The sequence below is a fragment of the Streptomyces sp. NPDC038707 genome (assembly GCF_040636485.1).
Classification (GTDB): domain Bacteria; phylum Actinomycetota; class Actinomycetes; order Streptomycetales; family Streptomycetaceae; genus Streptomyces.
Genome location: NZ_JBEZUP010000042.1, coordinates 24,739 through 42,917, shown reverse-complemented (window position 1 = coordinate 42,917; position 18,179 = coordinate 24,739). Strand labels below are relative to the sequence as shown.

Sequence of the window (18,179 nt, the reverse complement as noted above, 5' to 3'; positions counted from 1 at the left end):
CCGGGGCCGTCACCGCTTGCTGTACGTCAGGCTCTCCCCGCCGCTCGCCTTGGTCCGCTCCAGCCTGCCGTCCGGCAGCAGGGTGACCTCGGTGGCCTCGCCCGGGGTGCAGGAGGAGGCCGGTTCCCCGGTGGTGACGGTGGACGGACCGATCTCCAGCGGCCCGTCCCCGCCGGGCGCCCCGGCCAGCTCGGCCTCGAAGACGCAGTGGTACGACCCGCCGCCCTCGGTCGGCCCGTCCGCGACCAGGGTCAGCACGGTGTCCCCCACCTCGCCCTGCCGGATGGTCAGTTCGCGGATGCCGGTGCCGCTCTCGCCCCCGATGGCCGCCCGCCAGGTGCCCAGGTAGGCGTCCGGTATCGCCCCGGCGGCCGGCGTCTTCGAGGCGCTCGGGGTGGGCGCGGCCGAGGTGGCGGGCGGCGGCGCCGAGCCGGCCGGGGGCGCGGTGCCGTGGGCGGGGGCCGTACCGGCCGTGCCGCCGGCCTTCGCGTCGGTCCCGCCGCCGTTCTTCATCAGCGCGTACACCGAGCCGCCCGCGCCCACCGCCACGACCAGCGCGATCAGCACGAGCAGCGCGGTGGACCGGCCGCTGCGCCGCTCCGGCTCCTCCGGCCCGCCGGGGTCCGCCGGACCGTACGGCGGTGTGGCGCCGAGTCCGCCGGCCTGGACGGGATACGGCTGCCGCACCCCGCCCCAGGCACCGGCACCGGCCTGCTGCTGATAGCCGTAGCCGGTGGGGTGCGGGTGCGGCTGGGGATAGGGCTGCGGTCCCTGAGCGCCGTACGCGGGGCCGAAGCCGTAGGGCGCCGGGGGCGCGGTGGGCGGCGGCGGAGCCGCGGGGGTGACGGCGGTGGGCAGGTGGTCGACGGGCGCGGGGGTTCCGCCGTCGGAGACGGGGGCGTGCTCGGGCGACCCGCCCGCGGCCATGAAGGACACCCCGGCCCCGTGCGGCACACCGGAACTCGCGGGGGTGCCCGGCCCGGGCCGCGCACCCGGGGTTCCCGCGAAGGCACCGGACCCGTGGGACACCCCGGCTCCGGCAGCCCCGTCGGACCCCTCGTGCGCGCCGTCGCCAGAAGGGGCGGACCCGTTCGGCGCACCGGGCCCGTGCGGCGGGTTGCCGGGTACCTGCGGCGCGCCGGGCCCCCCTTGATGCGCACCGGCACCCCCGGCGGGCAGGCCGTTCAGCACACCGTTCCCGTGCGACCCGCCGGACCCGTTCGGCGCACCGGCGGACGCGCCCGCCGCCCCGTGATCCGCCGGCCCCGGCGCTCCCCCGCCGGCCTCCGGACTCTCCGCCTCCAGCAACCGCACGGCGTGGCGGCCGAGCTGGGCCACCAGGGCACTGGGCAGCCACGGGTCGCGGGAGCGGCCGCCGGTGACGGTGTCCTCCACCCCGGTGCGCTCCAGGATCTCCTGCGGCGCGGGCCGGCTCGCCGGGTCCTTGCGCAGGCAGTCCCGTACGAGGTCGGCGATGCCCTCCGGCACGCCGGTGAGGTCCGGCTCCTCCTGGGCGATGCGGAACATCAGCGCGTGGACCCCGCTGTCGGCGGTCCCGAAGGGCAGCGACCCGGTGGCCGCGTAGGCGAGCACGGAGCCGAGGCAGAACACGTCGCACGCGGGCGTGATCGGGTCCCCGCGCACCTGCTCGGGCGCCATGAACCCGGGCGACCCGACCAGCGCCCCGGTGCGGGTGAGCCCTTCCTCGCCCGGCGTCGCCGTCTCCAGCGCCCGCGCGATCCCGAAGTCGATCACGCGCGGCCCGTCGATGGTCACCAGCACGTTCGACGGCTTGAGGTCCCGGTGCACGATCCCGGCCGCGTGGATGTCCGCCAGCGCCTGCGCGAGTCCCGCCGCCAGGATCCGTACCGACCGCTCGGGCAGCGCCCCGTGGTCGTGCCCGACCACCTGCTGGAGGCTCGGCCCGGCCACGTACCCGGTCGCCACCCAGGGCACGGCGGCCTCGGTGTCCGCGTCCAGCACCGGCGCGGTCCAGTACCCGCCGACCCGGCGGGCGGCGCCCACCTCCTGGCGGAACCGCGCCCGGAACTCCTCCCGCTCGGCCAGTTCCGCGCGGACGAGCTTCACGGCGACGGTCCGCCCCCGCTCCGACCGGGCCAGGTACACGTGCCCCATGCCGCCCGCGCCGAGCCGTGCCAGCAGCCGGTAGGCCCCGATCGCCGGCGGATCCCCCGGTCCCAGCTTCTCCATCCCCGCGCCGCCTTCCCCCCATAGGTATGCAACGCCGAGAATAGTGCGCCGGTGGGACACCGGGCCCGGGCGCCGGTGCCACGACCGCGCGACGGGGCCCGGCCGCACCGCAATCCGGCCACACCGCGCCCCGCGTCGACAACCTGTCGCGGATTCTCCCCGTCCACGGAACAAGACGCCGATATGCCTTCCGCATCGCGGACATTTACCCTCACCGGCATGACCCCTCAGCCCAGCCCCGAAGCCGGTGCCGCCGTGAAGGCCGCCGACCGCGCGCACGTCTTCCACTCCTGGTCCGCGCAGGACCTCATCGACCCGCTCGCCGTCGCCGGCGCCGAGGGGTCGTACTTCTGGGACTACGACGGCACGCGCTATCTGGACTTCACCAGCGGGCTCGTCTTCACCAACATCGGCTACCAGCACCCCAAGGTCGTCGCGGCGATCCAGGAGCAGGCCGCGAAGCTGACCACCTTCGCGCCCGCGTTCGCCGTCGAGGCCCGCTCGGAGGCGGCCCGGCTGATCGCCGAGCGGACCCCCGGCGACCTGGACAAGATTTTCTTCACCAACGGCGGCGCGGACGCCGTGGAGCACGCGGTGCGCATGGCCCGGCTGCACACCGGCCGCCCGAAGGTCCTCTCGGCGTACCGCTCGTACCACGGCGGCACCCAGCAGGCGGTGAACATCACCGGCGACCCGCGCCGCTGGGCGAACGACAGCGGCTCGAACGGGGTCGCCCGCTTCTGGGCGCCGTTCCTCTACCGCTCCCGCTTCTACGCCGAGACCGAGGAGCAGGAGTGCGCCCGGGCGCTGGAGCACCTGGAGACGACGATCGTCTTCGAGGGGCCGGCGACCATCGCCGCGATCATCCTGGAGACCATCCCGGGCACCGCCGGGATCATGGTGCCGCCGCCCGGCTATCTGGCCGGTGTGCGCGAGCTGTGCGACAAGTACGGGATCGTCTTCATCCTGGACGAGGTCATGGCCGGCTTCGGCCGGACCGGCGAGTGGTTCGCGGCGGACCTGTTCGGGGTCGTCCCCGACCTGATGACCTTCGCCAAGGGTGTGAACTCGGGTTACGTGCCCCTCGGCGGTGTCGCCATCTCACAGGAGATCGCCGAGACCTTCGGCAAGCGCCCCTACCCCGGCGGCCTCACCTACTCCGGTCACCCGCTGGCCTGCGCCGCCGCCGTCGCCACGATCAACGTGATGGCGGAGGAGGGCGTCGTGGAGAACGCCAGGCGGCTCGGCGAGAGCGTCGTCGGCCCGGGCCTCGCCGAGCTGGCCGCCCGCCACCCGAGCGTCGGCGAGGTGCGCGGCACGGGCATGTTCTGGGCGCTGGAGCTGGTGCGTGACCGGGAGACCCGCGAGCCGCTGGTGCCGTACAACGCGACCGGCGAGGCGAACGCCCCCATGGCCGCCTTCGCCGCCGCCGCCAAGCGGCACGGCCTGTGGCCGTTCGTGAACATGAACCGCACCCACGTCGCCCCGCCGTGCACCGCGACCGAGGCCGAGCTGAAGGAGGGCCTGGCCGCCCTCGACGCCGCGCTGACCGCCGCCGACGAACACACCGTGTGACCGCGCCACGGCTGCCGTCCACCTGTTCGAACGCGTAAGGTGACGTGCTCGTGAGAAAGAGGGACCCGCGGCCGTCGCGGGTCCCGCGAGCACCGCACCCGGACGTGTGAGGAGAGGCACGGAGCATGCCCGGCAACGGCCCCGTGACGCGCAGCACCCTTCGCCAGCAGATCGCGGACGCGCTCCGTGACGAGGTGCTGGGGGGCCGGCTGCGCCCGGGCCGGGCGTTCACCGTCAAGGAGATAGCCGACCAGTACGGCGTCTCCGCCACACCGGTCCGCGAGGCGCTGGTCGACCTGTCCGCGCAGGGCATCCTGGAGGCCGACCAGCACCGCGGCTTCCGCGTGCCCGAGTACTCGGTCACCGACTACCGGCACATGATCGAGGCCCGCGGCCTGGTCACCGACGGCATGTTCCAGGCCCTCACCCAGGGGCACCCCGCCTTCCGCACCCCGCCGGAGGACCCCCGCACGGGCGCGGCGCTGGCCACCGTGCGGCGCCGCGGCGAGGAGGCCCAGCGGGCGGCCACGGCCGGCGACCTGACCGTCCTGATCGGCTACGACCTGCGCTTCTGGCGCGAACTGAGCGCCCTGTACGGCAACCCCTACCTCGGCGACTTCCTGCACCGGCTGCGCGTGCAGTCCTGGGTGTGCGCGGTGCAGCACCTGCTGCGCCTGCCCGAGCTGCGCGGCCGGCTCTGGGACCGGCACACCGAGCTGGTCGACGCGCTGGCCCGGCGCGAGGCGGAGACGGCCCGCGCGATCGTCGCCGACGCGGGCGCGCACTCGCTGGCACTGCTGGAACACCTGGCGGGCGGGTAGACGACTGATACGGGCCTACGGGGGAGCGTTCCCCGGGCCGCAGCGACTACCCTTCCCTGACCACCCGCCGCCGTGTGTGACGGCGCGCCCGCCGATGCGAGGAGCCCTCTTTTGGCCTGTGATCTGTGGCTGGTACCGCTCGTGGACGTGTTGTGCCACACCCCGGACAATCCTTTCGCCGAGGAACTCGCGCAGTACGACAAGGCGCTGGCCGAGGCCGGTCTGCCGCCGGTGCCGGTGTACCAGTACATGCCGGGCCTGTCCGGCGACGTCGCCCCGGTCGCCGGGTTCGACTACGACGCCCTGCACTTCCTGCGCCGGGCCTACCTGCTCCAGGTCTGCGGCCTGCCGGTGACGCCGGTGGACGAACTGGGCGGCGACTACGAGCAGTTGCTGGAGATGTTCGAGCCGACGGCCCAGCAGTCGCACCTGGTCTGGCACTACGACCACGCGGGCGCCTACGTCCCCGTGGACTTCCCGCACCCGCTGTCCAACGAGGAACTCCTCGCGGGCGGCGGCCCGTTGGGCTCCTCCCAGACCCTGCTGCGGGAACTCCAGTACGTGGCCCCCGTGATCGGCATCGATCCGGCCAACCCCCCGGCCGCCCCCGCCCCGCCCCCGGCCCCCACGGAGCTGGAGGAACCGGCGGTCCCGGCCCCCTACGACCCCAGCCCCTTCGCCCGCGAACGCCACGTCTGGCTGGGCCTGCACGCGGCGGCGACCCGCTCCCTGGCCCAGGGCTCGATGATCGTGTTCAGCTGAGCCGCGCGGAAAAGGAAAGACACCCTGCCGGCCGGACCGGCAGGGCGTCCCATGAGGGCGCTCGTCCTACAGGAACGAGTTGATCTCGATCGTCTCGTCACGGCCCGGGCCCACGCCGATCGCGGAGATCGGGGCGCCGGACATCTCCTCCAGCGCCTTGACGTACGCCTGGGCGTTCTTCGGCAGGTCGGAGAAGGACTTCGCCTTGCTGATGTCCTCGTTCCAGCCCGGCAGCAGCTCGTAGACCGGCTTCGCGTGGTGGAAGTCCGTCTGCGAGTACGGCAGCTCCTCGACCCGCTTGCCGTCGATCTCGTAGGCGACGCAGACCGGGATCTGCTCCCAGCCGGTGAGGACGTCGAGCTTGGTGAGGAAGAAGTCGGTCAGGCCGTTGACGCGGGTGGCGTAGCGGGCGATGACCGCGTCGAACCAGCCGCAGCGGCGGTCCCGGCCGGTGGTGACGCCCCGCTCGCCGCCGATGCGGCGCAGCGCCTCGCCGTCCTCGTCGAACAGCTCGGTCGGGAACGGGCCCGCGCCGACACGGGTCGTGTAGGCCTTCAGGATGCCGATCACACGGCTGATCTTCGTCGGGCCCACGCCCGCGCCCGTGCAGGCGCCGCCCGCGGTCGGGTTCGAGGAGGTGACGAAGGGGTACGTGCCGTGGTCGATGTCCAGCAGGGTGCCCTGGCCGCCCTCGAAGAGCACGACCTTGTCGTCCTCCAGGGCCTGGTTCAGGACCAGCACCGTGTCGGCGACGTACGGCCGGAGCTGCTCGGCGTAGCCCAGCAGCTCCTCGACCACCTGGTCCGCGGCGATCGCGCGCCGGTTGTACAGCTTGGTGAGGATCTGGTTCTTGACGTCGAGGGCCGCCTCCACCTTCTGCTGGAGGATCGACTCGTCGTACAGGTCCTGGACCCGGATGCCCACGCGGTTGATCTTGTCCGCGTAGGTCGGGCCGATGCCGCGGCCGGTCGTACCGATCTTGCGCTTGCCGAGGAAGCGTTCCGTCACCTTGTCGACGGTCACGTTGTACGGCGTGATGATGTGCGCGTTACCGCTGATCAGGAGCTTGGACGTGTCGACGCCACGCTCGTTCAGACCGCTCAGCTCGGAGAGCAGGACCGACGGGTCGACGACGACACCGTTGCCGATGACCGGCGTACAGCCGGGCGACAGGATTCCGGAAGGGAGCAGGTGCAGTGCGTACTTCTGGTCGCCCACGACGACCGTGTGGCCGGCGTTGTTGCCACCCTGGTAACGCACCACGTAATCGACGGAACCACCGAGGAGATCCGTCGCCTTTCCCTTGCCTTCGTCACCCCACTGAGCACCGAGCAGCACAAGTGCGGGCACGCGCGTACACCCCTTCCGGGCGGGGCATGTCCAAGGTCGGGGGCGTGGGCGTAAGGTTCAGCGCCGCATACCACCGCGACCGTCGTCGGTCGCACAACCGTCGGACCGGATGCCCCGGAATAGACGAAGCCCCTGGCGCAATAGCGCAAGGGGCTCTTGCACAAAGATGCTACCCGAGGAAGCGAGGCAGGACCGAGGTGGCGACTTCCGCGATGTCCGATCAGCTGCTGGTGATCATCGATCCGGCGGCACGGCAGGCGGACGGGGAGTCCGTACGGATCGCGAAAGACGTGCTCAGCGCGGGTGCGGCGGCCAAGCTGTGCCTGCCGGACGGCCCGGAGGAATTCGCCCGCGCCCTGGACCGCAGGGGGTCGCGGCGGCCGGTCGTGGTGGGTGACGGCCGGGCCCTGACGCGGGCCGTCACCCTGCTGCACCGGCGGGGCGAGCTGGCCGGGTGCGCGCTGTCCGTGGTGCCGGTCGGGGACACCGCGCTCGCCGAGTCGCTGGGGGTGCCGGGCGGCGCGGTGGCGGCGGCGCGGGCGGTCCTGGACGGCGTGGAGCGTCGGCTGGACCTGCTGGTCGACGACGGTGACGGCGTGGTGCTGGGCGCGCTGCGCATCCCGCCGGCACCGGTGCGGGCCGGGGCCGGGGCACCGGTGCCGGTCCTCACGGGCCGGCCCTGGTACCGCTCGCTGGTGCGCACGCTCGCCGCCCGCCCGGCCCGGCCGGCCTCCGCGCCCGCCCCGAGCCCCGCCCGGCTGCGGGTGGAGGTCGACGGGGAACCGGTGGTCGACACGGACCAGCCGGTGGAGGCGGTGTCGGTGGTGCCGGGCGCGGCCGGGGCGGTCTCGGTGGAGGTCCGGCCGCTGTCGGTGGGCGCGGAGGCGACCCCGCTGCTGGCCTCCGGCCGCACGGTGACGGTCACCGGGGCGGAGTTCCGCTACCGGACGGACGCCACGGTGTCCGGGCCGCTGCGCCGGCGGACCTGGCGGGTGCTGGAGGGCGCCTGGAGCCTGGTCCTGCCCGCCGGGCACTGAGCCCCGCGCGGGACGGCGGGCCTCAGCGCACCTCCACGCGCAGGCCCCGCAGTCCCCTCATCACGAACTTCGGACGGCGTTCCGGCTCCGCCGCGAGGGCGAGGGTGGGCGCCCGCTCCAGCAGGGCCGTCAGGGAGGCGGCCAGCTCGATCCGGGCCAGGGGCGCCCCGACGCAGTAGTGGATACCGGCGCCGAACGAGATGTGCGGGTTGTCCGCGCGGGCGAGGTCCAGGCGGCCGGGATCGGCGAAGACGGCCGGATCGTGGTTGGCGGAGCCGAAGATCAGGGCGACCTCCGAGCCCCTGGGGATCCGGATGCCGTCGATCTCGATGTCGTCCAGGACCCAGCGTTCGAAAAGCTGGAGCGGGGTGTCGTAGCGCAGCAGCTCCTCGACGGCGGACGGGACCAGAGCGTGGTCGGCGCGCAGGGCCGCGAGTTGGCCGGGGTGGCGGAACAGGGCGTGCCAGCCGTTCACCGTGGCGTTGACGGTCGCCTCGTGGCCCGCGTTCAGGAGCAGCACCACCGTGGAGACCAGCTCCTGCCCGGTGAGGCGCTCGCCCTGGTCGTGGGCCGCGATCAGGGCGGAGACCAGGTCCTCGCCGGGCTCGGCGCGGCGGAGCGCGATCAGCTCCCGGAGGTAGCCGGAGAACTCCACCGACGCCCGCACCGCCCGGGCCGCCGTCTCCTCGGACGGGTTCAGCTCGTACATCCCGCAGATGTCCGCCGACCACGGCCGCAGCAGCGGCCGGTCCGCCTCGGGGATGCCGAGCAGCTCGGCGATCACCGCGACCGGCAGCGGTTCCGCCACGTCCGTCAGCAGATCGCCGCCGCCGGCCTCGACCAGGGCGGCCACCAGCCGGTCCGCCAGCCCGTGCACGTACGGCGCCAGTCGCTCCACCGTGCGCGGGGTGAACGCCTTCGACACCAGACGCCGGATCCGGGTGTGGTCCGGCGGCTCCAGATCCAGCATCCCGTTGTCGTTGAGGGTGTGGAACGGTTCGTGCTCGGGCGGCGGCGGGGTACGGCCGAACTCCTCGTGGGTGAAGCGGTGCAGGTAGGTGCGGCCGAGCCGGCGGTCCCGCAGCAGCGCCGAGACGTCCGCGTGGTGCGGGACCAGCCACTGGTCGCTCGGCTCGTACCGGATCACCCGGCCGCGGGCGCGCAGCTCGGCGTAGGCCGGACAGGGGTCGGCGACGAACGCCGGGTCCCAGGGGTCGAAGGCATGGTCCGCAGCAGCTGCCATGAACGGACGCTAGCCCGGCCCGCCCCGGTGTGGCCAGCCTCCGCTCCGGCCGCGCCGCGGGTCAGCGGGCGCCGGGGCGGACCACTCCGGATTCGTAGGCGTAGACCGCGGCCTGGGTACGGTCGCGCAGCCCCAGCTTCACCAGGATCCGGCCCACATGCGTCTTCACGGTCTGCTCGGCCACGACCAGCCGCTCGGCGATCTCCGCGTTCGACAGGCCCTGCGCGATCAGGGCCAGCACCTCCGTCTCCCGCTCGGTCAGCTCGCCGACCCGCCGTCTGAGCGGGCCCCGGCCCGCGCCGCCGCCGTCCAGCCGGGAGAACTCGGCGATGAGCCGCCGGGTGATGCCTGGGGCCAGCAGCGCGTCACCGGCGGCCACCACCCGGACCGCCTCGGCCAGCTGGTCCGCGGAGGCGTCCTTGAGCAGGAAGCCGGAGGCGCCCGCCCGCAGCGCGTCGTACACGTACTCGTCCAGGTCGAACGTGGTCAGCACCAGCACCTTCACCTCGGGGTGGTCCTCGGTGATGCGGCCGGTCGCCTCGATGCCGCCCAGCACCGGCATGCGGATGTCCATCAGCACCACGTCCGGGGCCAGTTCGGCGGTCCGGGCGATGGCGTCCCGGCCGTCCACCGCCTGGCCGATCACCTCGATGTCGCGCTGGGCGTTGAGCAGCACGGTGAAGCCCTGCCGGACCATCTGCTGGTCGTCGGCGATGAGGACACGGATGCTGCCGGTACCGCTCGTCATGGGGTCTGTTCTCCTGTCGGACGCTGGTCGGGCGGGTCCGGGACGTCCCCGGGGAGGAAGGCCGTGACGTTGAAGCCGCCGCCCTCGGTGCCGCCCGCCACGAGCCGGCCGCCGAGCATGGCCACGCGCTCGCGCATGCCGAGCAGCCCGTGGCCGGCGCCCGGGGAGGGCGGGACGGGATGCCGGGGCGGGGAGTTGTCCACCACCAGCCGCAGACCGTCCGGGAGGTGCCCGACCTCGACCCGCACCCGGGACCCGGGCGCATGCCGCAGGGCGTTGCTCAGCGCCTCCTGCACGATCCGGTACGCCGACAGCTCCACGCCCGGCGCGTAGGGCCGTATCGCGCCCATGACCTCGGCGGTCACGTCCAGTCCCGCCGCGCGGGTGTTCTCCATCAGCGCGCCGAGCCGGTCCAGGGTGGGCTGGGGCGCGTCCGGGGCCGGCCCGGTGGCGGGGGCGCCCAGGCCGTAGGGATCCTCGGGGTTCTCCGGGTGCTCGGACCGCAGCACCCCGAGGACGCGGCGCAGTTCGGTCAGCGCCTCCAGCGCGTTGGCGCGGATGCCGGAGAGGTTCTCCAGCAGTTCCGGGGAGGGGTTCTCCACCAGGTGCGGGGCGACCTGGGCCTGGATGGAGATCACCGACATGTGGTGGGCGACCACGTCGTGCAGCTCCCGGGCGATCCGGCTGCGCTCCTCCAGCAGCGTGCGGCGGGCCCGCTCCTCCACGGTGATCGTCGCCTGCTGGACCAGTTCGCTGCGGGCCTCCTGGCGGCCGCGCAGGGCGGCGCCGGTGACGGCCGCCACGGCGCACAGGGCCAGCGCCAGCGTGCCGGTGCCGGAGTAGCGCCCCGTCGCCAGGCCGCCCTGGACGACCCAGGTGACCGCGGTGGTCACGGCGAGCGCGGCCACCACGCCGCTCACCCGGACGCGCAGGGCGAGCAGCAGGAAGACCGCTATGTGGGCGATCAGCGTGGGCGTGGTCCAGGGCCAGTTGGCGCCGGGGCCGTCGGCCGGGAGGGCGGCCAGGTGCGGGCGGGCGAGCAGGGCGGTGACGGTGGCGGCGGCCAGGGAGAGCGCCCAGGCGGGAACGGGACGCCAGCCGGCCAGGAGCAGGGCGACGGCCTGGAGGACGGTGGTGGCGAGGGCGACGGGGAAGGCGAGGCCGTAGGAGTCGGAGACCTCGGCGCCACCGCCCACCGCGATGACCAGCGCGATCCAGCCGAGGACGAAGTAGGTGAGCAGGCGGGCCCAGCGGTGCCGGGGGTACGGGGGCGTGTGACGGGTGCGGGTCTCGCCCAGCCACTCCCGGAACCGGGCCGTGGCGCGGGGCGGGGTACGAGGGCCCTCGGCGGGGGTGACGGTCGGGTCCTCGGGCTGCACGGGAGCAACTTTAGGCATGGTGCGGGGACTTCCTCGGCGGCAGATGGCGGTGGACCACCTTGGACGGGCGGCGGCGCGCGCGGTGCGGGCCCTGCTCGCGATGGCGGAAGGCCGCCAGGCACAGGGCCAGCGCCACGGCGAACACGGGCAGCCAGGCCAGCCGGTACGCCACCCAGAGCGGGGAGTCGGGCGCGGTGTGCAGACCGGGCAGGCGGCCGGCCACGAGCCCCGTGACGGTGGTGGCCGTCATCGCCGTCTGGTGCCAGAGGAAGACCGTCATCGCGGAGAGGTCGACCAGGACGACCGCCGACCGGGCCAGGGGGCGGGCCGCCGCACGGCGCAGCCGGTCGCGCAGCAGCAGCGCCAGGCCGCACTGGGCCAGGCCGAGGGTGACGGCCGCGAGAGTGGGCGGGCTGAGAGGGGAGACCGCGCTGCCGGGGACGCCGGTCAGGGACGCCGGGTAGCCCGCGCAGCCGACGAGGAGCGCCGTCGCCGCCGTGCCGCCGAGCAGCAGGGCCAGGGCCGAACGGCGGCTGCGCAGCTCGCCCCTGGCCCAGGCCGCGCCGAGGGTGTAAGGGACCAGCCAGCCGGCGGCCAGGTTGGTCCAGCCGAGCCAGGACGGGCCGAGGTGCAGGCCGAAGCGGAGCAGGTCCACGTGCAGGACGACGGCTAGCGGCCAGAGCGGATGGAGCCGGGCGACGAGCGGGGTGGCGGCCGTCAGCGCGGCGTGGACCAGCAGGATCCACAGGGGCGACAGAGCGAGTTTCACCAGGCTGTGGACGGTGGTCAGGGAGGTGCCGGTGAGGAGCAGGGCGGCGGCGGTCACCGTCCACAGGACCAGCAGGGCGGTGACCGGGCGGAGCAGCCGGGTCAGGCGGGCACGCAGCCAGTGGCCGTACGAGTCGCCCGCGGCCCGGGCCGTGGCCAGGCTCCGGGTCGCCTCATGGCCGCCGACGAGGAAGAACACGGCCAGCGTCTGGAACAGCCAGGAGACCGGGGCCAGCCAGGGCTGGTGGCGCAGCGGGCTCTCGGTGTGCAGGGCGCCGTCACGGGAGACCAGGGCGGTGACCAGCCAGTGGCCGAGGACGACACCGAGGATCGCGAGTGCCCGCAGCGCGTCGGCCGCGCGGTCCCGGGAGGCGGGGGTGGCTCTGTCCAGGCGCCGGGCGCCTTGGCGGAGGGCGTCCAGGGCGCGGTGCGGGGCGCGGGCCCGGGTCTGCTCAGGCATGGGTCACCTCCGAGGTCTCGCCGAGGGTGATCCGGGCCAGGTTGGCGAGGGAGGCCGAGCCCGGGGTGAAGTAGCCGCTGTGGTCGGTGCCGGCCGCGTCGAAGACACGGGCGCCGAAGGGGGTGGAGACGGGGTCGGTGCCGAAGCCGACGGTGGTGCCGGTCCCGAAGCCGGCCCGGACGTGCGGGACGTGCGCCACCCAGTCGGCGGTGCCGCGGGCCGCCCAGACGCGGGCACGGGTGTGCAGGGCGGCTGTGGAGTCCGCGCCGGTGCCGGGGCTGCCGATCAGGGCGATGTCGTCCACGGCGAGGCGGGGGGCGGCCCGGCCGCAGACCACGGAGCCGTAGGAGTGGCAGAGGAGGGTGAGGTGGGTGGTGGCGGGGGTGGCGGCACGCAGCCGGCGGACGAACGCGCGGAGGCGCGGCGCGGCTTCGTCGGCTCGGGTGGTGGTGGTCACCGTGGTGCTGACCGTGGCCGGTGTGTCGTAGCCGAGCCAGGCTATGACGGCCACGGGGGTGTTTTCGGGGGTGCGGCTCGTGGCGGGGCGGTGGGTGAGGGCCGTGTACAGGGACGCGGCGGCACGGTGGAAGCGGGGGTAGGTGTCGAGGGTGGTGTCGGAACCGGGGACCAGTACGGCGATGTGGCGGGCGTGCGCCAAGTCGCCTGTCACCTCCGTGACTTGGCCGTTTCCGCGGCCGTCGAAGGCGAGGAGGTGGCGGGAGGGGGTGGCGAGGGCGCGGTCGGCCGCGGCGCGGTGGGTGTCGCCGTGGGCGGCGGCCATACGGGCGGCTTCCGCGGCGTTCTTCCGGTTCGCCTCGTAGACGGAGGAGAGGGCGGCGGGGGTGAGGGGAGCGGGAGAGGTGGTGAGCACCGCGGGGGCTGGGGCGGGGATGGTTGGGCGGGCCGCGCCGGCGAGGGGGAGCACTATGGCGGTGACGAGGAGGGTGGGGAGCAGGGCGCGGAGGAGGATGCGGAGGAGGGGGCGGGGGCGGGGGCGGGGGTTGGGGAAGGGGTTGCGGTTTGGGGGTGGGGTCCGGTGGGTGTTCCGGTGGGGGTGCGTGGTCTCGTGCGGGTGCGTTGTGGGGGTGTTTCCCACCCGCACCACCTGTACGGCCATCATCGCCGGGTGCGGGTGGCCCTCGCGGGGCGCGTTCGCCGTCGGCGGCTGCGGCTGCGGCTGCGGGTGCGGGTGCGGGTGCGTGGGACGAACGGCCCCCGCCCACACCGACGCTGCGACCATCACCACCGGGCGCGGGTCGCCACCGCGAGGGCCGATCACCGTCGGCGGCTGCGGGTGCGTGGCTTGCGGGCGGAGACCCATGGTGGCTTCCTTTCCGGTCGCCCGGCCATCGGGCTCGACTGGAAGGAAGTTACGGATCGGAGGGTGTCGCCCGCGTCCCGCCAGGGAGCTGTTGTGGCGGGTAGCTCTCAGGTATTACGGGTATCACCAGGCCAGTTGGGCGATCTCCTCCGCCACCACCGCGCAGGCGTCCGCCGCCGGGTCGATCAGCGGAAAGTGGCCCACGTCCTCCAGCAGCGTCAGCCCGACCACCTCCCCCGCCTTCGCCGCCGCCTCCGCGTACGCCTCGGCCACCTGCTGCGGCACCTCGGTGTCGGCCCGCCCCTGGACCAGGGTCGTGGCGATCCCCGTCGGCAGCAGGAGCGCCGGGTCCGCGTACGGGCGCCGTTCCGCGAACACGGACGGCCCGCCGAGGAGTTGCCGCGCCGCGTGGTCGCACACCCCCAGCTCCTCCGCCACCTCGAAGTCCGCGATCGGCGCGAGCGCGACGACACCGCGCAGCGGCGCCGGGCGGTCGGTACGCCATGGCGCGTCCGCCGGGAGCAGATGCCGCGCCGCCGCCCACAGCGCCAGGTGGCCGCCCGCCGAGTGGCCGGTCAGCACCGTACGGCGGGCGTCCGCCTGCGGAAGCGCCGCGCGGACCAGCGCGGGCAGGGCGTCAAGGGCCGCCGCGACGTCGTCGAACGTGTCGGGCCAGCGGCCGGCCACCGGTACCCGCCCCCCACCGGCGCCGTCATCGCCGCCGTCACCGTCCCCGTCCCCTCCCCGCCGGTACTCCACGTTGGCCACCGCGAAGCCCCTGCGGGCCAGGTAGTCCGCGAACGGAGTGACATGGCGGCGGTCGTAGCGGGCCCGCCAGGCACCGCCGTGCAGGATTACGACCAACGGGGCGGGGACCGCGGAACCGTCGGCCGTCTCCTTGCCGGGGCGGGGGGCATAGAAGTCGATCACCTGGTCGGAATGGTCGCCGTACGCGGCGGTGACGTCGGGGTCGACCGGCGGGTGCGAGAAGGCCGACTCCTCTTCGGCGGCGCGGGCAGCTGCGGCGTCGTCCGGCATGCTCCAACCTCTCAGCGACGGAACGGGGGTGGCGGACCAGGTGGGAAACGGCCGTTGGCCGGGACGGTATCAGGCCGGTGACGTGCGAGGACACGGGCATGTCGCGCGCGACGAGCGGGAATTGGTCCCGCCGGACAGGGCGGGTACGCGGCAGGCCAGAAGCCGGCTGGAGAGGGCTAGAGGGCTGGAGAGAAGTCCCGGAGCGGGTCCGCGGGCCGGGTGAAGACCCGCCCGAGGCCGCCCAGTCCCCGCCCGCCCCCGGGCCCGCCCCAACCAACCCCCGCTCCACTCCACCCCCGCTCCACCTCACCCCCCTCCACCCCCGCTCCACCTCACCCCCCTCCACTCCCGCTCCACCCACCCCCCTCCACCCCGATCCGCCCCTAAGCCAACTCCTCCCCCAGCACCCGAGCCGCCCGCTCCACATCGCGGAAGCCGACGTACAGCGGGGTGAAGCCGAAGCGGAGGATGTCCGGGTGGCGGAAGTCGCCGACCACTCCCCGGGCGATCAGGCGTTTCATCACCTCCCCCGCGTCGGGGCAGCGCAGGGCGATCTGGCTCCCCCGCTCCGCGTGCCGCTCGGGGGTCACGCACTCCACCCGGCCCGGCTCGGTGTACGCGGCCACGCACCGCAGGAAGAAGTCCGTCAGCGCCAGCGACTTGGCGCGGACGGCGGTGACGGACACCCCGTCCCAGACGTCGAGCGCGGCCTCCAGGGCCAGCAGGGACAGGATGTCCGGCGTGCCGACCCGACCGCGCACGGCACCCTCGGCCGGGACGTAACCGGGGCTCATCCCGAACGGCTCGGCGTGGGAGTTCCAGCCGGGCAGCGGGGAGTCGAAGCGGTCCTGCAACTCCTCGCGGACGTACAGGTACGCCGGTGAACCGGGGCCGCCGTTCAGGTACTTGTAGGTGCAGCCGACCGCCAGGTCCACACCGTGCTCGTCCAGCCCCACGGGCAGCGCGCCCGCGCTGTGGCACAGGTCCCACACCACGAGGGCACCGGAGGCGTGGACCGCGGCGGTGAGCGCCGGGAGGTCGTGCAGCCGGCCGGTGCGGTAGTCGACGTGGTTGAGCAGCACCGCGGCCGTGCGGCCGGTCAGCGCGTCCGGCACCTCGGCCGGGGTCACCGGGCGCAGGGTGCGGCCGGTCAGCCGGGCCGCCGAGGCGGCGATGTAGCCGTCCGTGGGGAACGTCGTCGCGTCGACCAGGAGTTCGTCCCGGCCGTCGCCCGCCATGCGGACCGCCGCGACGAGCGCCTTGAAGACGTTGACGCTGGTCGAGTCGCCCACGACGATCTGGCCGGACGCCGCGCCCACCAGCGGGGCGATCCGGTCGCCGATCCGCTCCGGCGCGGTCCACCAGCCGCTCTCCTCCCAGGAGCGGATGCGCAGTTCGCCCCACTGGCGGCGGACCACGTCCGCGACCCGGTCGGGGACGTGCGCGGGCAGGGCGCCCAGGGAGTTGCCGTCCAGGTACACGGCCTCGTCGAGGACGAACCGGTCCCGCAGGTGCGCGAGTTCGTCCTCCGCGTCCAGCTTCTCCGCGTACAGGGGCAGTTCAGACATGGGACCTCGCCGTCCACAGCTCGGGGAACACGTTCTTGCGGGCGCGCTTCTCCAGCCAGGCCACACCGGCGGAGCCGCCCGTGCCCTGCTTGGCGCCCATCGCGCGCCGGGTGGCCACCAGGTGGTCGTTGCGCCATCGCCACACCAGCTCGGCCACGTCCGTCAACGCCTCGCCGAGCCGGGCGAGTTCGTCGCTCTGGTCGCCCGCGTAGACCGCGGTCCAGGCGGCCTCCACGGCCTCCGAGGGCTCGTAGCGGGCGGAGACGTCCCGGTGCAGCACGGCGTCCGGGATCGGGTGGCCGCGGCGCGCGAGGAGCCTTAGCACCTCGTCGTACAGGCTGGGCTCGTGCAGGGCCTTCTCCAGTTCCGCGTGGACGCGCGGGGAGCCGTGGTGCGGTACGAGCATGGAAGCGGACTTCTCGCCGAGCAGGAACTCCAGGCGCCGGTACATCGCCGACTGGAAGCCGGAGCCCTCACCGAGCGCGCCCCGGTAGGCGTTGAACTGCGCCGGGGTGAGCTGCCCGAGCGGCTTCCAGGAGGCGTTCAGGGCCTCCAGCTCCCGTACGGAACGTTTCAGCGCGGCGAGCGCGGTCGGTACGTCGTCCGAACGGAGCGCGTGGGCCGCCGTCTCCCACTCGTGCACGATCACGGTGAACCACAGCTCCATGACCTGCGTGGTCACCAGGAAGACCATTTCGCCGGGGTCGTCGGAGAGGGTGTGCTGCAGGTGGGTGAGGACGTCCGCCTTGACGTAGTCCTCGTACGGCGTCGTCCCCGCGAAATCCAGGTTCGGGGTCTCCGGCTCAGCGGCCTGGTGAGGGTGGTGAGCCTGTTGGGACATCGCTGTCTCCTGTGTTACTCCGGGTAGCGGTCCGCCCCTGCCGATGCCGGCACGGGGGCCCCGGTCCCCACCCCGCCATCCTCCGCAATGCCCCCGGGGACGGCAAGGCCCGCCTGCTGCCAGACGGGCCACACCGGTGATGTCCGCGCAGGTCAGCCCAGGGTCTGGGCCGCCGTCGGCGAGGAGTCCTCGAGGAACTGGGTGCAGCGCTCGTACTCCTCCTGCTCGCCGATCTCCCGGGCGGCGCGGGCGAGGGCGTGCAGGGCGCGCAGGAAGCCGCGGTTCGGCTCGTGCTCCCACGGGACCGGGCCGTGGCCCTTCCAGCCGTTGCGGCGCAGGGCGTCCAGGCCGCGGTGGTAGCCGGTACGGGCGTAGGCGTACGACTCCACGACCGAGCCCCGCTCGAACGCGTCGTCCGCCAACTGGGCCCAGGCTAGGGACGAGGTCGGGTGCTGGGCGGCGACCTCCGCGGGCGCGGTACCGGCCGCGAGGGCCTCGCGGGGCCCCGGGTCGTCGGGGAGGTGGGTCGGGGGCGGCCCGCCGAGAAGGTTCTGGTGAATCGTCATGGGTTCAGTGTGGCTCACGGGGGCAAAGGGGCGCGGGGGTGCCCCGGACGTCGGCGCCGGCACGGCCCGGCCACGCCGTGCCGGCGCGGGACGCGGTCCACGCCGTGCCAGAGCCGGAGGCACTCCACACCACGCCGGGACCGGACGCACTCCACACCACGCCGGAGCCGGAGACACTCCACACCACACCGGGACCGGGGACGCCCCACACCACACCGGAGCCGGAGCCGGAAGCACTCCACACCGTGCCGGAGCCGGAAGCACTCCACGCCATGCCGGGACCGGGAACAGCCCACGCCACACCGGGACCCGGACGCGCCCCACACCACACCGGAGCCGGAAGCACTCCACGCCAAGCCGGGACCAAGAACAGCCCACGCCACACCGGGACCCAGACGCGCCCCACACCACACCGGAGCCGGAAGCACTCCACGCCAAGCCGGGACCAAGAACAGCCCACGCCACACCGGGACCCAGACGCGCCCCACACC

At 74.3% G+C, this 18,179-nt stretch carries 15 protein-coding genes; 4 read left to right on the top strand and 11 right to left on the bottom strand.

Features of this window, described 5'->3' with window-relative positions; genetic code table 11:
- Window positions 1–9: 9 nt before the first annotated feature.
- Entirely contained in the window at window positions 10–2,211 is a 2,202-nt protein-coding gene (locus tag AB0E62_RS35180) for a protein kinase (RefSeq protein WP_362203479.1), read from the bottom strand.
- Window positions 2,212–2,430: 219 nt separating this feature from the next.
- On the opposite strand from AB0E62_RS35180, the gene AB0E62_RS35175 reads away from it, so the two are divergent.
- The 3 genes from AB0E62_RS35175 (at window position 2,431) to AB0E62_RS35165 (ending at window position 5,369) form a co-directional block, all read left to right on the top strand.
- Window positions 2,431–3,786: an aspartate aminotransferase family protein gene (locus AB0E62_RS35175; protein WP_362203476.1), complete on the top strand. Its 1,356-nt coding sequence runs from the start codon at window positions 2,431–2,433 to the stop codon at window positions 3,784–3,786.
- Window positions 3,787–3,911: 125 nt separating this feature from the next.
- Window positions 3,912–4,607: a GntR family transcriptional regulator gene (locus tag AB0E62_RS35170; RefSeq protein ID WP_362203473.1), complete on the top strand. Its 696-nt coding sequence runs from the start codon at window positions 3,912–3,914 to the stop codon at window positions 4,605–4,607.
- Between the two features lie 111 nt (window positions 4,608–4,718).
- Entirely contained in the window at window positions 4,719–5,369 is a 651-nt protein-coding gene (locus tag AB0E62_RS35165) for a hypothetical protein (RefSeq protein ID WP_362203470.1), read from the top strand.
- Window positions 5,370–5,435: 66 nt separating this feature from the next.
- On the opposite strand, the gene AB0E62_RS35160 is transcribed toward AB0E62_RS35165, so the two are convergent.
- Window positions 5,436–6,719, bottom strand: a complete 1,284-nt coding sequence (locus tag AB0E62_RS35160) for an adenylosuccinate synthase (protein WP_362203467.1) — start codon at window positions 6,717–6,719, stop codon at window positions 5,436–5,438.
- Window positions 6,720–6,931: 212 nt separating this feature from the next.
- Here AB0E62_RS35160 and AB0E62_RS35155 point away from each other — a divergent pair, with 212 nt between their 5' ends.
- A complete protein-coding gene (locus tag AB0E62_RS35155) occupies window positions 6,932–7,756 on the top strand; it encodes a diacylglycerol kinase (protein WP_362203464.1) in 825 nt (274 codons plus the stop codon).
- 22 nt (window positions 7,757–7,778) lie between these two features.
- Here the strand turns inward: AB0E62_RS35155 and AB0E62_RS35150 are convergent, their stop codons facing one another.
- The 9 genes from AB0E62_RS35150 to AB0E62_RS35110 all read right to left on the bottom strand — a co-directional run bounded on the left by AB0E62_RS35150 (window position 7,779) and on the right by AB0E62_RS35110 (window position 17,688).
- Window positions 7,779–8,999 (bottom strand): cytochrome P450, encoded by a 1,221-nt coding sequence (locus AB0E62_RS35150; protein WP_362203461.1) that lies wholly within the window; start codon window positions 8,997–8,999, stop codon window positions 7,779–7,781.
- Between the two features lie 61 nt (window positions 9,000–9,060).
- Window positions 9,061–9,747: a response regulator transcription factor gene (locus tag AB0E62_RS35145; protein WP_362203458.1), complete on the bottom strand. Its 687-nt coding sequence runs from the start codon at window positions 9,745–9,747 to the stop codon at window positions 9,061–9,063.
- Window positions 9,744–11,144 carry a histidine kinase gene (locus AB0E62_RS35140; protein ID WP_362203455.1) on the bottom strand — a complete coding sequence of 467 codons (1,401 nt, stop codon included), beginning with the start codon at window positions 11,142–11,144 and terminating at the stop codon, window positions 9,744–9,746. Before AB0E62_RS35140 ends, AB0E62_RS35145 begins: the two co-directional genes overlap by 4 nt.
- A complete protein-coding gene (locus AB0E62_RS35135; RefSeq protein ID WP_362203452.1) occupies window positions 11,137–12,354 on the bottom strand; it encodes an acyltransferase family protein in 1,218 nt (405 codons plus the stop codon). Before AB0E62_RS35135 ends, AB0E62_RS35140 begins: the two co-directional genes overlap by 8 nt.
- Window positions 12,347–13,324, bottom strand: coding sequence for an alpha/beta hydrolase (locus tag AB0E62_RS35130; protein WP_362203532.1), 978 nt, complete (start codon window positions 13,322–13,324; stop codon window positions 12,347–12,349). The genes AB0E62_RS35135 and AB0E62_RS35130 overlap by 8 nt, the downstream gene beginning before the upstream one ends.
- A gap of 474 nt (window positions 13,325–13,798) precedes the next feature.
- Window positions 13,799–14,713 carry an alpha/beta hydrolase gene (locus AB0E62_RS35125; protein WP_362203449.1) on the bottom strand — a complete coding sequence of 305 codons (915 nt, stop codon included), beginning with the start codon at window positions 14,711–14,713 and terminating at the stop codon, window positions 13,799–13,801.
- Window positions 14,714–15,096: 383 nt separating this feature from the next.
- Window positions 15,097–16,281, bottom strand: coding sequence for a kynureninase (gene kynU / locus AB0E62_RS35120; RefSeq protein ID WP_362203446.1), 1,185 nt, complete (start codon window positions 16,279–16,281; stop codon window positions 15,097–15,099).
- Window positions 16,274–17,122: a tryptophan 2,3-dioxygenase family protein gene (locus AB0E62_RS35115; protein ID WP_362203443.1), complete on the bottom strand. Its 849-nt coding sequence runs from the start codon at window positions 17,120–17,122 to the stop codon at window positions 16,274–16,276. The genes kynU and AB0E62_RS35115 overlap by 8 nt, the downstream gene beginning before the upstream one ends.
- 152 nt (window positions 17,123–17,274) lie before the next feature.
- The gene (locus AB0E62_RS35110) at window positions 17,275–17,688 is read right to left on the bottom strand and encodes a DUF3151 domain-containing protein (RefSeq protein WP_362203440.1); all 414 of its coding nucleotides are present in this window, start codon (window positions 17,686–17,688) and stop codon (window positions 17,275–17,277) included.
- Window positions 17,689–18,179: the final 491 nt, after the last annotated feature.